A 13,768-nucleotide genomic window follows, 5' to 3' on the forward strand; every position below is an offset into this window, starting at 1 on the left:
ATGATTGATACGAAAACTAAACAAAAAGAGAAAATTGTAAGCTCTTCACCACTAGATAAACAGCACGAACAAGGAAAACTTTCTGCAAGAGAAAGGATTGATCTGTTGTTAGATAAAGATTCATTCATGGAAACAGATGCACGCGTAATGCATAGATGTGCAGATTTTGGAATGGAAAAAAAAGGTGCCTTAGGAGATGGAGTAATAACAGGCATTGGCACAATCAACGGAAAAAAAGTAGCGATTGCATCACAAGATTTCACAGTTTTAGGTGGCTCACTCAGTGAAATGCACGGAAAGAAAATCTGTAAAATAATGGATCTTGCAATAGAAAATTTGTTTCCTATGGTGTTCATAAATGACTCTGGAGGAGCCAGAGTACAAGAAGGGATAGATGCTCTTTTTGGCTACGGAGAGATATTCTATAGAAACGTCCACGCTTCTGGATTAATACCACAGATATCAATTATCGTTGGCCCGTGTGCTGGAGGAGCTGTTTATTCACCTGCAATAACTGATTTCATCTTCATGGTTAAAAATACTTCGTACATGTTTGTCACTGGCCCTGAAATAGTTAAACAAGTAACGTTTGAAGATATAACCAAAGAAGAATTAGGAGGCTATAAAATCCACTCTGAGAAAAACGGTGTGGTGGATAAAGTATTCAACAATGACCTTGAAGCTATGCTCAGCATAAGACAATTCATGAAACATATTCCTCAAAATAATACTGTAAAACAGCAAATATCTAAAAAATATACTGATAATGGTAAATGCAGCAAATGGCTAGATCATTTTATGCCAAAAGAATCATCTATTGTGTATAACATGAAATCCATCATAGATGGAATATTCGATGAAGATAGCTTTTATGAAATCAAAGAGTCTTTTGCAAAAAACTTAATTGTGGGCTTTGCAAGAATAAATGGCTGTAATGTTGGAGTTGTAGCCAATCAATCCAAAGAGAGTGCTGGTTGTCTTGATGTAAATGCATCGTGCAAAGGCGCAAGATTCATAAGATTCTGTGATGCTTTTAACATACCTATAATATCACTTGTGGATGTTCCTGGTTTTCTTCCTGGAAAAAAACAAGAAACAGATGGTATCATCAAGAATGGTGCAAAGTTGTTATATGCTTATGCGGAATCCACAGTACCAAGGGTAACAATTGTGACACGTAAGGCTTATGGCGGTGCATATATAGTTATGGGTTCTAAACACTTAGGGAATGATATAAACTTTGCTTGGCAACAAACAGAAATTGCAGTTATGGGAGCCGAAGGAGCAGTGAATCTCTTATACAGAAAGCAATTGAAAGAAAATCCTGATCTTAAAGAGGGCCTTTTAAAAGAATATAATAACAAGTTCAGTAATCCAAAGATTGCCGCTGCCAGGGGTTATATAGATGACATAATCTTCCCAAGTCAAACAAGAGAAAAAATAATAAACAGCTTATACATTTTACAAGATAAACAACATAAGAGAATAAAGAAGAAGCATGGGAATATCCCTCTTTAAACAATAAATACAATCCTCTACTCCTGTTCTATGGAACGTAGAAAACAGAAAAGGATTATATTTTCACCATTCTTATTCATTATATGATAGATATCTATTTACCTTTGCAAAGCAGGCCTTTGTATTAATAAAAACACAAGCTATTCATCTTTTGAGAGCATTTTTATAGCTCATGGAAAACTGATTCTTGTTACACAATTAAGCTTGCACCAAACGTAATAATCTTTCCATCATCTCATCTGCTTGAGACAACAATGCCACTCCTACATTGGTAATATGAGAAATATTTAATATCCTCATACTTTCTGCATTCAAATCAACATTAGATTTTTCATACGCTCCAACACTAAGAGTACTCCCGCTGTCTGCTACTGTAGATATTCTAGCACTACCACTTTCTGAAGATGTATAATGCATTCCATTATTATCAAGTATTAATCCTTTAGCATTATTGAAAGTAGCAAGCGGAACTCGATAAACAGATCTTCTAGCAGAATTAGTGAAAATAGCAGTAATTAAGCCATCTTCATTTATTTCAATATTTTCCATTTCTCCAGTAGGATAACCATCAATTTGTGCCTTTCTAAGGTACGAATTATCTGCTGCAAATTGTCTTATACCGGCAGTTTGTTGATATTCTAAAGGCGCATCATCAGGAGCTGCTTCAATCCAAAATTCTATCTCTGAAGGGTTAGCTCCATTCGTCCAAATAATTGGAAAAGTAAATTTTCCATCATTAACTGTTGGTGGTATATTAAAACCTGGAATACTACTAGTTCCGTCTTGGTACATACCATCCCCTCCAAAATTTAAACTACCATATGCTAACAATCCATCGCCGTTAGGGCTCTCAATTGATGTCTTATCATTTGCAAATATTTCAAAACCCCACTGATTGTTCTCAAATTTTACAAAAGACATATTCATATTATGTTTATCACCCAAGGAATCATATATGGTGAATTCAGTTTGATAATTGGGCTTAATAGCGCCTGAAATAATACTATAACCTGGAATTTCAGGATCGTACGATGCTTGTGTTTCCTCAGTTAGACCAAAAAATCCAACCATATCGCTTCCTATATTATCATCTGAATCTTTTTTATAGAAGATATCCCGTATATCGGATGCAGAAATAACAACATTCCCTTTTGAATCAATCTCAGAATGTACAACTAAAGAGTGATTAATTGCCTTATTCATTCCATCTTTCGTAGAGAATCTATTACTACCCTTCGATATATCATGTAAGCCTAGTACATTTACCAAATCACCAGCTTTCAATCCGGCATTTTTAGCAAAAGTATCTTGATGTCTTAGGCTATCATCTTGTACATTGATTTGGTGAAATTTATCATCTAAACGGTGTAATTTAGACCCATTATTTGTTGTTATCACCATGTTATTTGAATCTTTGCTCAACGTAACTGTTAATGCATTCTTAGAAAGATTTTCAACATTTTTTTTAAAACTAAATAAATCATGGAATGTATTTCCAACAGCATAATCATTAGTGTTAGGATTATATTGCACATTAAGAGTAGTACTTAAAAGAGAATCACCATGCCGGAAGATTTTACCCGCAGACGTACCAGAAATTTCTTTAAATCTTGATGCCCATCCATCTGATTTTCTAGCAATGCTAATATCACCGTGTGCTTCTACCATAAAATCTAGAGATTGTTCAGAACTTTTATTCATCAATTGGTATAAATCTTGCAAAGTAGCAAAAACTCCAGCATCTAGATCTGCACTAGCGCCAAAAGTTAAAGCAGATTTCTTCCCATTTTCTGTACTGATGTTTAAAGTATCACCAGCTGTAAGAGTTTGAAAAGTTATCCCTAAAACATCAGCTTCATGCCCATTTATACCTGTTACATATTCTAAAGCAGATGATGCATCACCTATAGTAATAAAGTTATCTGCCATATTAGACTTTAATAAACCAGCCTTATCTAACGCATCTTTTAGAGTATTCAAGCTATTAAATTCTTTTAATGATGCATCAGGAGATATCGCTTTATATGTAAATACCTGTTCTACACCCCCATTTACCATTACTTTAAGGCCATCTGCTTCTTTTTTTGTGATTTTTACTAAGGGATCATAACATCCTGCAACTTGAACTGCATCGTGAAAATTATTACGGAAGATATCATCAACCAAGACAGCACTTTTAACTTGAGTTATTGAATCTAAAGCTTCATCAGTTGGAATAATAGAATTCAAATGAATCGATTCATATCCCCCATAAGATATCTCTGTGCTATCAAAATTATCAAGAGAAACTCTTCCATCCGCACCCATGGAAGATGAAAAACCAATTCCTAATTCATTCACTAGCTTAGTAGCATTACCACCGTGATCTAAAATCGCCAAAACACTTACGTTATCCATATAATTGGATTTCATTTTGATTGTCATTTGATCTCCACTAAACGTGGCATCTAATTCGTCAACAGAATTAATAGCAGCTGTTAATTCCTTGATGGTGTCAAAATATCCCTTAGTTGCAATATCATCATCTGTATTCTTCGCCGGGCCTGCGACACTATTAACTGTAAATTTATGTTCAGAACCGTTGGAAAGTCTAATTGTAAAACTATCTCCATTATTAACACCTGCCGCACCAGTAAAGGAGCTATCTTCATCTGTGATTACCCCCTCAAACATAGCATTCAGTTTGGAAGATACGATCTCATCTTTAGGAGATGAAACAATCCCAAGTGAATCCCGCAATGTAGCGTTGGAAACACCAATTGCTCTTCCAGAAGCATTTCGCGTAGCAAAAGCTATTGAATCATCACCATTATTTGAGCCTATAAATAATCTACCATTGTATACCCTTGCTGCCAGATTACTGGAACGATTAATATTGTTTACCAAACCTTCTAGATCAGAGAATCTGCTACCTGATCCACTACCACTAGTAGTATTAAACACAAATTGCTCTTCACCGCCTGTTTCCGTCTTGATAACTATAGTATCTCCATTATTAATACCAGTTAATGTATCTTGTGCATTGTTAACACCCAATATCCCATTTGCAAAGCCACTTGATGCAGCAATACCACCAAAATTTATCTTGAATTCATCATCAGAATTGGATAGAGCTAATTCGTCTCCAACAAAAATCTTAGAATTATCAGGTAAAATTAAATCTTTTGCACCGACATTATCATTAGCTGTATCAGAAAGCTTAACTGTTTCTCCAACACCTTTGGCATTTTCATCAGAGGCATTTAAATTCATATCAAATAGAACCCTTGTTGTAGCTTCCGCAGTAACGCCAACATCTGTGAAATTAACAGCTTCAGTGGAATCTATTGTAGAATAGGTTTGACCCTCTTCTATTTTCCAAGCACTTAGCTTTAAACCCTGATGATTAGTCAGATATTTTTGTGCATCAAGATTAAAACTACCGTCGCGTGAAAACCCCTTCTTTCCATCATCAGATTCTACAATCATCCATGATCTCCCAGTGACTGCCATATTATAATTATTAGTGGTAGTCACAATTGCGCCATCTTGATCAGCATTATATTCTTTTACTTGACGTGCACCTATAATATCTTTTCCACCCGCAATCAATAGACTATAGAAATCTGAACTTTTAAAAGCAACGGTATCCACGTTTGCTATATTAACAGAAGACTCTGCCAATTTAATATTGTTATCGTTAACAACTGAAGATCCCGTATTAAAAACATCTACTCTGGCCATAAAAACCCTCTTATCAAATAAAGTGCAACTGACTTTCTAGAAATTTCATGCCATTATCTAAAATGAACATGCTCTCCCCATCACCATTATTTAAGCTTGAAAAATCTACTCTAGATATTTTCCCTTCCAAGAGCCCAGATATTCTAGCGGGGTCAATTAACATACCCTTTTTATCATAGGCATCAACAGATATTTTATACTTTCCATCTGCAACTGGCTTGTCATCGTTTCCAAAACCAAGCCAAGAAAATTTATTTATTCCTTCATCTAGATCTGATAAAACACGATTATATACAACATTATCATGTTTATCAGAAACAGATATCGTCGCCTGTGATACTCCTGATGGCAAATCAAAAAAGCTGTCACTCACTTTACCATTCTTAACAAGAATATCATTCTCCACTCTAACATTTTGCCCTTGCATCATAGCCGCTCTTTGAAATAAAGTGTTCTGTTTAATAGTATCGGCAAGGCTTATCATAATATCATTTAGATTCTGCTTTGCTCCAATATCAGAAAACGAAACCATATTATCAACAAATTTGGTACCAAAATCATTACTACTGTTACCCTTATCACCAGCTAAAGGAATATCCACATTACGCATATTTGCTAACATAATTTGCATTAAACCCTTACGATCTATATCAATGTCATTATTAGGGCGATCATTGCGATGAGCACTATCATAACTCGATACTGGTGCAGCACTATTACGACTATTAATTGAATTGAAATAACTCATAAATCATACCGTGATATTAATAAAATTATCATTACAAAATCTGGATTGGTCAAAATCACTATAAGCCCTATGCTTCTTGTCATAAGAAACATAATTAAATTTCATCTTACGGAAACCTAATTTGGTTAATTCTTCTCTTATTTTATCAAAAAGATAAGAGACATTAGCATCAGCTTGATTTTCTCCTCTGAATATAATTGCCGCACTTCCGGGCCTAAAGGTGACAGTCATAAAACCCATATTTGAAATATCAGATATTGGCAATCTAAAATTTACACCATTATGAGATATTCTCTGATATAGATTTTTTGCATCGTTCATACCTGTTAAAAGCTCATTATCTTTGCCATAGTATAAAGAATATTTTAAAGAAACATCTTCTGATCCTTCAGTTGGCTTAATGCTTGGTAATGCATCATATACACCATTTGTATAATCAAGCACATTAAATGTTACAGTACATTCTGATTGATCACTTGGGCTAGCACAATCGGCAACACTAACAGTTTGAGATATCGGCAATGATTTTGAATCTGTATACAATGTTAAGTCCTTATCATTCTTTTCTGCCGGAGCAAATTCAAGATGACAATTTATACAATCAACATTAGAATCATCAGATACTACAACTTCTTTTTTCAAATTCACAAAAGATTCTGTATCTTCTGAATTTTCATTGATCACTAAAAAAGATTCAATCTTATTTCGGTAGATTTTACTTTCTGACTCATCTTCTCGTATTTTTTTATCAACAACTACAACATCAGCCTGCTTGTAATTTTGAAAAAATGCAAATTCCTCCTGCTTTACTTCTCTATTTAAAGCTAATTGGGTAGACAATAAATCATTATCACAACTATTCAATGATTCAAAATCAGCAGAAACATCAACTACCTTGTTTTCGCAAACCGGAAAAGATACAATACTTTTGATACTCAGGACATTGTTTAATATTGCAACATTTTTAACGGATTCATCTGAACAAGATATCTCTTCCTCAGATCGCGAATTTTTATCATCTAAATCAACAGAATGAACAAAAAATGCGTAATCACTTTTCTTCCCTTGTACAGAATCATCTAGAAACACACTCTGTATCGGCTCATCTTCCTCTTTGACTAAAATTCCTTCTTGTGCGGCATCATATTGCTCTAATTTTGCTAAAACATCAGAAAAAGAATTATTGATATTATCATCTAATTTCCTTTGTCCTTCCATATCCTCTACTTCCGTATCTTGCAAAACAGCTCTATTGCTATCTAGCAATAAAAGCTCATTAACAGCACTCATATGAAACCAATCAAAAACTCCTAATAACAATAGAGTTCTAAAATAGATTAGTTAAAAGATTATATTTTCTGCAATACACACAGACAATCCAAGATCAAATAAGAAAATTTAACAGATTATGTTAATAGCTTATTGATAATATATAAGAGCATAAGAGATTAATTACTCAATCTCTCTACGAGATCTCTTCTTCATCTTTGCTATAACTGTTTCACGATCCTTCACATTTAAATGATCGATGTATAAAATACCCTCCAGATGATCGTACTCATGTTGTACGCAAACTGAAGGAAGTCCATAAAATTTACCAGAACATAAATTATTTGCAAGATCATAATACTCAACATGCACAAGCCTTGATCTATAAACATCAGCATGAGCACCCAAAAGAGATAAACATCCTTCATTAAAAGGAATCTTATCATCAGATAAATATGTTATTTTAGGATTGATGAACACAGTAAGTTCATCAATAGAGTTACTATATCCTCGCGCTTCAAGATCACTATCAAAACAATGTCGCAAATCAACATTATGCTCTTTGGCATAATCTTGATTCATAGCACCTATCTTATCGATAACAAATAAACGCATTGCTACGCCAACTTGAATAGACGATATCCCAATACCTGGAGCGCTCTCATCTCGCATCTTATCTATCAGCAAATCTACAAATTTAACAAGTTTAGGATCATTAAACGACCTAACAGACAAAGATTTTTCCCTGAGAATAGCCTCATCTTCTTCTTTTAAAAAGTCTAAAAGATCTAGAGAATCAACATCAAGAGACACTAATTCACTTGGCAACATAACTCCTCTTAATTTTTATACAAAAGAAATTCACTACACTTCCTCTGAAAGCGTAGCATAGCACTTAAGCTTAACATATGACGTGAAAAAAACAAATATACCTATTTTATATACAATTTTCCCTGAAATTAACGCTTATATAGTGTTTAAAATAGGGATGTAAACAAAAAAATTATACTCAAATAATATATACAAATAACCATGAATCATTATTTCTGATTATTTAAGCAAAACAATTCAGCAACAAATTGAATGAGCCGTTAAATTTCAATGAAAAAACCCTATAATCAAATTATACTGGTGTAAAAAAATAATTTTCATAGACCCAAAACGCAACTTCTCCAAGATAATATTTAATCATACTATCTGAAGAAGAAGCACAATCTTCTGCATTATCAAAAAGAGGAAATAAGCCTGATCTATTATTATCCTTATCGATAAACAATCCCTTCTTAAGATCACCACGAGTTAAAGAACATGTAAAATCATCTTTTGGTAAATATTTAGCAATATCACCTGAAGAATTATCTGCACAAACTGACATCGAATCACAAACTTCAATTGTGAACAAAACATCTTGATCATCACCATCATCATCGTCATCATCGTTTATGTCATGGAAATTTTTAGTTAGTGAACAGTTAAAAATCGCAAATTCATGCTTTAACACGTTACTAGGAAAAAAGGGCATCTCTTTCTTGACACCGAGTATAAACTTAACATCATAAACACTGCAAGAAAACGTAACCTTTTGTTGAGATATTTCGTTACCAGAAAATTCCGTACATCGTGCTACATCTTTTATGCGAACATCAATTTCTTCAGCTAAAAATTCTTCTTTTTCTGGCCAATTAATGTTACAAAGCCAAAGTATATTCTGACGAATTTTCGAAAAAAAATCTGCAGGCTTTATATCTTGCTCTACGAAAAATCTCATCAAAAATCCACTGGATTCATTTTCGCCCTCTTGTCCAGAAAGATTATCATTAAAATGTGATAAATAACTTATTTTTACTGTTCCACCATGCTTATCTTTAAAATATAACATATTACTTCTATATCAAAATTAGAATAAATATTCTAATTCTAGCATGATATCAATCATAAAACTATCTATTCATAAGCAATCCATAAATAAATTATCATAGAACAAAAATATAGCTTCTCCGAGTGTAAGTGCATCTATTGCAAAATTTATATCACCATGATATTCACTCTCTTCCCAATCTGTAGGTTCCACATAAAAATTCAATTCTTGTACTACATCGCCATCATTCTCTTTCATGAAACCATGATCATAACTTATATTTTTGAGATCAACTGCAAAACGAACATCATCATCAAGCATCTTGGTTAACGAACAGTCAAAAGCTATAATTCCCCTTTCTGCTATTTCTCCGTCATAGCTAAATATAACATCGTCAATTTCACAAGAGAAGGTAATCTTTTGGTGAGCATCACCTTTTTCAGAATACATCATAGATCGCTTTATATCATCCATAGATATCATAATCTCTCTAACTAAAAAGTCTTCTTTATTCTCTGATATTTCTTCAAATAAACGCTTCATCTTTTCAGTAAGCACAGAATTACAACCTTTTATACACAGTTCATCCATACACTCTACAAAAAATTGTACTGAAAAATTTGCATTAACAACTTCTCTCATATTTTCATTGAGACTAACAGAAGAATTAGCTGATTTCCTCACAGTTATTATGTCTCCATTTTCATTTCTGAAATATACCATAATTTATATAAAACAATAACAAATTATTAATATTTATAGCATATTATCAATCATAATGCTGTTTATTTATTAAATAATTCATAATAAATCTATAATCAGATTATCATAGATCAAAAACATAACTTCCCCAAGAGCATGTGCATCTTCTGCAAAATTTTTATTGCTATTATATTCAGCATCATCTATATCAGGAAATATCTCACTCCTCAAACCTGTAAGACCAACAGAATAACTAAAACCATTATCTATGGTATCAACATCCATTGCTGCAATATCACTACCATCTTTATTGTCATTTTTTGTTTTGGACGCATCAATTGTATCTCCTTGATTACATTTTATGTTTTGGACATTAACCATGAATTTAACATCATGAAGGCTATTAAATTCCTTAATTAACGAACAGCTAAAGGTTACATTTTGCTCTTTTACTACATTTTTCCCGTTATAGTTAAATATAACATCGTCAACACTACACAAAAAACTAACCTTTTGCTGGAAATAAACGCCTTCGTCGTAACACATCATAGATTGCGTTATATTATCCATAGATATTACAAGCTCTCTAGCAACAAAGTCTTCTTTATCCTCTGGCAGTCCGTCAAATAAACTCTCCATCTTTTTAATTAATACATGATCATAATCATTCTCATAGAGAATACTCTTAGAGTCTACAAAGAATTTCACTGAAAAAACTATATTCTCAGCTTTGCCTTTCATTTCATCAGATGTAATAGAATAACGTGATGACTTTCTCACACTTATTATTTCTCCATTTTTTCCCTCAAAATAAACCATGATTCCTATATTAAAATTAAAATAAAATAACAGTCATATCAAAATCTCTATCATTCCATCTTCGATATAACAAAAACCATTGCAAATGAAGCTAAAATTTATAAGAAATTCTCATAAACCAAAAACTCAATTTTTTTATGGCCTACACATTTGTAGCTGATCTATCTCATAACTAGAAGCAAAAAATAAACTATGTACATCATCATTGATAATAAATATTCCAGATTCAAAAGAACTTTATATCTCTTATTCTAGCTGCAAAAGAAAAACACTGTAATTAGTAGAATTATCAATAGCATCAGAGCTTGCACTTATAATAAGTCTTTATTTTTTGATTAATAAATCCAACTTGGAAGATGAAAATTTAACACCTGTTAGATTATATTTGAAATGATTGAATTCAAATTCACGGATAAAATACAAGAAATCTTTTACCGAAGATCCTTATTAGCAAAAAGAATCACAGATTAATCCTTGTTATTTATGAATATTGTAACTTCCCTGGAGGCAAAATCTTCTTTATCTCCTGATTTCTTTTAAAAAAATGATAAATCTTTTTAGTAGACACAAGGCTAAATTTTTATAATCTACAGAAAATTCCAATGAGAATAACTCTACCTTTACCTTGTTATTCTCACCCCTATATCAAAATCAAACAGTAATCACACTGAGGATTTAACAAACCTACCTTCCTTCAGTGTGATCAAGGCATCTATATTATGTTATGATACCTGTCAAAAAATCCTCATAGACTGAGAATATAATTTCTCCAATAGTGTCTATACCAATATTAAGATGAATTTCTTCATCATTACCAGAAGTAATCAATAGATTAGATATAGCATCACTGTCAGCAAACATCCCATCCTTGAAATATTCATGAGTAATAGAATATTTAAAACCTTCTGCTACTGGGAAAGCAGCAGGTGTAGTACCCTTGCTAGCTATCTTGAGATCTCCCTCTGTTCCAGTACTAGATTTTAAATCTTTGATTCCCAGTTCTACAGTAACTGTGTCATTAGGTTCTGAATAAGACCTAGATAAAGTGCAATCAAAACTTGCAAAATCATACTTTGTTATATCAGACAGATTCCAAGACATTCCATCCTTAATACCATCTTTGAACTTAATATCATTGATATTGCAAGAAAAAGTAATATCCTGTCTAAACGATTTATCATCTTCACTGAAAAACTTTATAGATTTTTTTTCATTATGTATAAAAATCACCCAATGCCTCTGAAGAAATCCTTCTTGCTTTGTATTCCAATCAAAATAACACACCTTCTTTCTGTTATGATCATCACAAACTGCATCACCATTTTCACGCTCTGCAAAGAACGTCAGGGAAAAGTTTTGGGGGTATCCATCTTTGATATCAGTACCCGAGTCGTTGTTTTGAAATGCTTCTCGCACATTCATTATTTTTCCATTATGATCTTCACTCTTACGACATTTATAAGTAAACATATCCTTCTATCCCAAAATTAAAATAAAAATTTTCCTTAATATAACACATTTAACTGTCTATATTAATAAGCCCTCAAAGAAGTTTCCATAAGCCAAATATGCAAGCTCTCCAAGAGATTCTTCACTTACAAGACGGCCTACTTCATAGTTTGCAGAAATAGGAAATAACTCAGATAGACCCTTCTCACTTTCAGCAAACATTCCATCATCCTTAAAATCTTTATCAGTCACAGAGTAAATAATATTGTCTTTTTTATGCTGATCTAAGAACATAGACTCATTCAGTTCCTCTCCTTTTGCAGTAAAAGAAAACACATTTTCCATTTGCATTATAAAAGGAGTAGTAGTAAAAGGAGCATCGTCAGATGTCTGATAATTTTTAATTAATGAACAATCAAATTTTGTTAACGCATATGCTTCCAAAGTACCATTATCCTTATATAAATTCTCATTAATTGTACAAGAGAAAGTAATTTTTTGCTGCCATGAATTATCCCCATCATTAACAATATATGGCAATATCTTTATATCTCTCATACAAACTTCAATCTCTTTGCTTGGAATGGATTCCTCTATACTGGTCTTTCCCCTACCAAAAAAGCAAGATATTTTGTTAATAAGATGATAACCAAGTCCAAACCAGCTATTCGTATTATCTTTGTAAAATTCTACCAAATAAAGGCTTTTACCCGTATTTTCATCTCTATGAAAAGAACTTGATTTTTCGTACAAAACCTTCTCTTCCTTATTTTTAAAAAAATAAACCATATCCTTTTATACCAAAATTAAAATAAATAATAATCATACTAAAAACTTAATGCATTCGCTTGCATTATCAAAAGCCCTAAAAATAACATCAATTAAATATTTTTTTGAAAATTTTATTGCAATAAAATCATTTATATTGATATGCAAGATTTTTCACGCTATCACTAAAGTGATCATAAAGATAATGTATCAGAAACAAGAAATCTCTTTGCGACAAAATTGCCTGAATAAAAAATAAATTAGGATAGCTAATCATTACTTATTTCATCTATAAAAGAAGCAATAACATGTTCATCACATAATTGATAAACTCCAAGCAGAACACTAAGATTCTTTCTAACCAGATCTCCTATTGTAAACTCAAACACAAAAATATTACTTTCTGCGTTCTAAGTAGTATGCCTCCTCTATTAGTACGATCTTCCTTATCATAACATGTGTTAAATATTAAAATCAATTTATCCATAAACAATTGTATTTTTCATGATATATAAGAAAAAAAGCCATAAATACTACCATAAGCATTAAAAATACATACTAAGCATACATCTCTCTCAGAAGCTGAGAATGTACATTTTTTGCTACTTCTCTTTTTGAAAGATAGCTCACAATACCAGTATAAAAACAAATTGTGGTTAATAATTTTATATCTTATACTATAGTTTTTTGATAAAAAAAAATTATAATTGCGGTAGGTGAATGCAAACCTGATGTGCCTTTGTGGTGGAATTGGTAGACGCGATAGACTCAAAATCTGTTGTTCGCAAGGACGTGCTGGTTCGAGTCCAGCCAGAGGCACCATGCATACCTTAAAGTAAATCTCTTATTTCTTCTCTTTCATTTTAAGCAGATAGGTGATTTTCATACTACTTTGTTTGCCATGAATAGCACGC

At 32.4% G+C, this 13,768-nt stretch carries 10 protein-coding genes and 1 tRNA gene; 2 read left to right on the forward strand and 9 right to left on the reverse strand.

Translation table 11 applies throughout. The features are described 5' to 3' along the window. Positions 1-1,518 (forward strand): acyl-CoA carboxylase subunit beta, encoded by a 1,518-nt coding sequence (locus tag GUI12_00005; GenBank protein UAT42554.1) that lies wholly within the window; start codon positions 1-3, stop codon positions 1,516-1,518. A 198-nt stretch (positions 1,519-1,716) separates the two neighbouring features. On the opposite strand, the gene GUI12_00010 is transcribed toward GUI12_00005, so the two are convergent. From GUI12_00010 to GUI12_00050, 9 genes are all read right to left on the reverse strand, one after another. Then, positions 1,717-5,241, reverse strand: coding sequence for a flagellar hook-basal body complex protein (locus GUI12_00010; protein UAT42555.1), 3,525 nt, complete (start codon positions 5,239-5,241; stop codon positions 1,717-1,719). Positions 5,242-5,254: 13 nt separating this feature from the next. After that, positions 5,255-5,989, reverse strand: coding sequence for a hypothetical protein (locus GUI12_00015; protein UAT42556.1), 735 nt, complete (start codon positions 5,987-5,989; stop codon positions 5,255-5,257). 3 nt (positions 5,990-5,992) lie between these two features. Then, entirely contained in the window at positions 5,993-7,279 is a 1,287-nt protein-coding gene (locus tag GUI12_00020) for a hypothetical protein (protein UAT42557.1), read from the reverse strand. A 162-nt stretch (positions 7,280-7,441) separates the two neighbouring features. Beyond that, positions 7,442-8,089, reverse strand: a complete 648-nt coding sequence (locus GUI12_00025; GenBank protein ID UAT42558.1) for a peptide deformylase — start codon at positions 8,087-8,089, stop codon at positions 7,442-7,444. A 292-nt stretch (positions 8,090-8,381) separates the two neighbouring features. Next, complete coding sequence (locus tag GUI12_00030; protein UAT42559.1) at positions 8,382-9,137, reverse strand: hypothetical protein; 756 nt, start codon at positions 9,135-9,137, stop codon at positions 8,382-8,384. Between the two features lie 69 nt (positions 9,138-9,206). Then, entirely contained in the window at positions 9,207-9,839 is a 633-nt protein-coding gene (locus GUI12_00035; protein ID UAT42560.1) for a hypothetical protein, read from the reverse strand. Between the two features lie 78 nt (positions 9,840-9,917). Continuing rightward, positions 9,918-10,637: a hypothetical protein gene (locus tag GUI12_00040; GenBank protein ID UAT42561.1), complete on the reverse strand. Its 720-nt coding sequence runs from the start codon at positions 10,635-10,637 to the stop codon at positions 9,918-9,920. 717 nt (positions 10,638-11,354) lie between these two features. Beyond that, positions 11,355-12,107, reverse strand: a complete 753-nt coding sequence (locus tag GUI12_00045; protein UAT42562.1) for a hypothetical protein — start codon at positions 12,105-12,107, stop codon at positions 11,355-11,357. Between the two features lie 57 nt (positions 12,108-12,164). Further along, entirely contained in the window at positions 12,165-12,875 is a 711-nt protein-coding gene (locus tag GUI12_00050) for a hypothetical protein (GenBank protein ID UAT42563.1), read from the reverse strand. 714 nt (positions 12,876-13,589) lie between these two features. Here GUI12_00050 and GUI12_00055 point away from each other — a divergent pair. Beyond that, positions 13,590-13,676 (forward strand) — tRNA-Leu (locus GUI12_00055). Positions 13,677-13,768 lie beyond the last annotated feature (92 nt).

This window comes from Anaplasmataceae bacterium AB001_6, assembly GCA_020002265.1.
In the GTDB taxonomy this organism is placed as follows: Bacteria; Pseudomonadota; Alphaproteobacteria; order Rickettsiales; family Anaplasmataceae; genus AB001-6.

Excerpts from the sequence above, each read along its gene's own strand:
- GUI12_00050 (UAT42563.1), bottom strand. The coding sequence starts at position 12,875 with ATGGTTTATTTTTTTAAAAATAAGGAAGAGAAGGTTTTGTACGAAAAA.
- GUI12_00015 (UAT42556.1), bottom strand. The coding sequence starts at position 5,989 with ATGAGTTATTTCAATTCAATTAATAGTCGTAATAGTGCTGCACCAGTA.
- GUI12_00040 (UAT42561.1), bottom strand. The coding sequence starts at position 10,637 with ATGGTTTATTTTGAGGGAAAAAATGGAGAAATAATAAGTGTGAGAAAG.
- GUI12_00045 (UAT42562.1), bottom strand. The coding sequence starts at position 12,107 with ATGTTTACTTATAAATGTCGTAAGAGTGAAGATCATAATGGAAAAATA.
- GUI12_00010 (UAT42555.1), bottom strand. The coding sequence starts at position 5,241 with ATGGCCAGAGTAGATGTTTTTAATACGGGATCTTCAGTTGTTAACGAT.
- GUI12_00035 (UAT42560.1), bottom strand. The coding sequence starts at position 9,839 with ATGGTATATTTCAGAAATGAAAATGGAGACATAATAACTGTGAGGAAA.
- GUI12_00030 (UAT42559.1), bottom strand. The coding sequence starts at position 9,137 with ATGTTATATTTTAAAGATAAGCATGGTGGAACAGTAAAAATAAGTTAT.
- GUI12_00025 (UAT42558.1), bottom strand. The coding sequence starts at position 8,089 with ATGTTGCCAAGTGAATTAGTGTCTCTTGATGTTGATTCTCTAGATCTT.
- GUI12_00005 (UAT42554.1), top strand. The coding sequence starts at position 1 with ATGATTGATACGAAAACTAAACAAAAAGAGAAAATTGTAAGCTCTTCA.
- GUI12_00020 (UAT42557.1), bottom strand. The coding sequence starts at position 7,279 with ATGAGTGCTGTTAATGAGCTTTTATTGCTAGATAGCAATAGAGCTGTT.